The sequence below is a fragment of the Streptomyces sp. NPDC005151 genome, from assembly GCF_053599875.1.
Window position 1 is genome coordinate 1 of sequence record NZ_JBSFYR010000253.1, and the last position, 1,495, is coordinate 1,495.

Annotated in this window: 1 protein-coding gene; it reads left to right on the forward strand. The window is 67.5% G+C overall.

Features of this window, described 5'->3' with window-relative positions; genetic code table 11:
• Window positions 1-1,385 (forward strand): group II intron reverse transcriptase/maturase (ltrA, locus tag ACWD6R_RS40540; RefSeq protein ID WP_451823338.1); only part of this gene is annotated, 1,385 nt, incomplete at its 5' end.
• Between the last annotated feature and the right edge of the window lie 110 nt (window positions 1,386-1,495).

Genomic DNA, 1,495 nt, shown 5'->3' on the forward strand with positions numbered 1-1,495 from the left:
GCCCGGTGAGTGCCCAAGTGGCTAGTCCCGCCGACGGGGGACGTTCTCCCTCGGACCCGGTCCGTGCCTTGCAGCATGCGCTCTACCGGACGGCCAAGGCCGATCCCGGGCGACGGTTTCACGCGCTGTGGGACAAGGTCCTGCGCAGGGACGTCTTGTGGCGTGCGTGGGTCACGGTGCGCCGCAACGACGGTGCTCCGGGTATTGACGGGACCACGCTGGCCGAGGTCGAGGAGTACGGGGTGGCCCGGCTCCTCGACGAGTTGGCCGCGGAGTTGAAGGAAGGCCGGTATCGTCCCCTTCCGGCACGCCGGGTGTTCATACCCAAGCCCGGCAGCCAGGAGACGAGACCGCTGTCGATTCCTTCGGTTCGCGACCGGATCGTGCAGGCCGCGCTGAAGACCGTGCTTGAACCCGTGTTCGAGGCGGATTTCCTGCCGTGCTCGTTCGGGTTCCGGCCCAAGCGCGGGGCGCATGATGCCCTCCAGGTCGTCATTGACGAGTCCTGGCGGGGCCGCCGGTGGGTGGTCGAGACGGACATCGCCAACTGCTTCGAGGCGATTCCGATCGAGAAGTTGATGCAGGCGATCGAGGAGCGTGTCTGCGACCAGTCCGTCTTGAAGCTGCTGCGCGTGATGTTGCGGGCGGGAGTGATGGAGGACGGGAAGGTTCGTCGGCCGGTCACTGGTACTCCCCAGGGCGGGGTTGCCTCCCCGCTGCTGGCGAACGTCTATCTGCACCGGATCGACCGGGCATGGGACGTGCGACAGCACGGGGAACTGGTGCGTTATGCCGACGATGCGCTGGTGATGTGCACCTCCCGGCGGCAGGCCGAGGCCGCGCTCGCGCGGCTTCGGGAGCTGCTGGCCGAACTCGGCCTGGAGCCGAAGGAGGCCAAGACGCGGATCGTGCACCTGGAGGTGGGCGGCGGGGGAGTGGATTTCCTCGGCTTCCACCACCGCCTGGTGCGTCACGTCCCGCGTCGGGGCGGCAAGCCCGTCACCTACCTCGCTCGCTGGCCCGCAGACAAGGCTATGCGGCACGCACGTGACCGGCTCCGTGAACTGACGGACCGGTCCCGGCTGCGGCTGCCCGTTGAGGTGGTGGTGCAGGAAATGAACTGGTTCCTGTCGGGATGGGCGGCGTACTTCAAGTACGGCAACTCATCACGCCACTTCGACGAGATCAGGATGTTCACGCGGACGCGACTGGCGCTGTGGATGGCCAAACGGCACCACCGCAGTCGCGGGTTCGGCTGGTCGGTGGTTGCCTACCAGATGTCCGGACCTCTCGCCCTGATCGACCTTGTCGGGATCGTTGCCGCACCCAGGCCGAACCGGCCTTGGCGGGAGAGACCGAATGCCGGCGGTGAACGGCGTCGGTGAGCCGTGTGCGGGAGAACCGCATGCACGGATCGAGGTGGCGGGGACTGGAAACGGAGCGTACGTACTACGCCACCGCGCCAGTCCCCGACCCTACCGATCAGGCCGTTGCT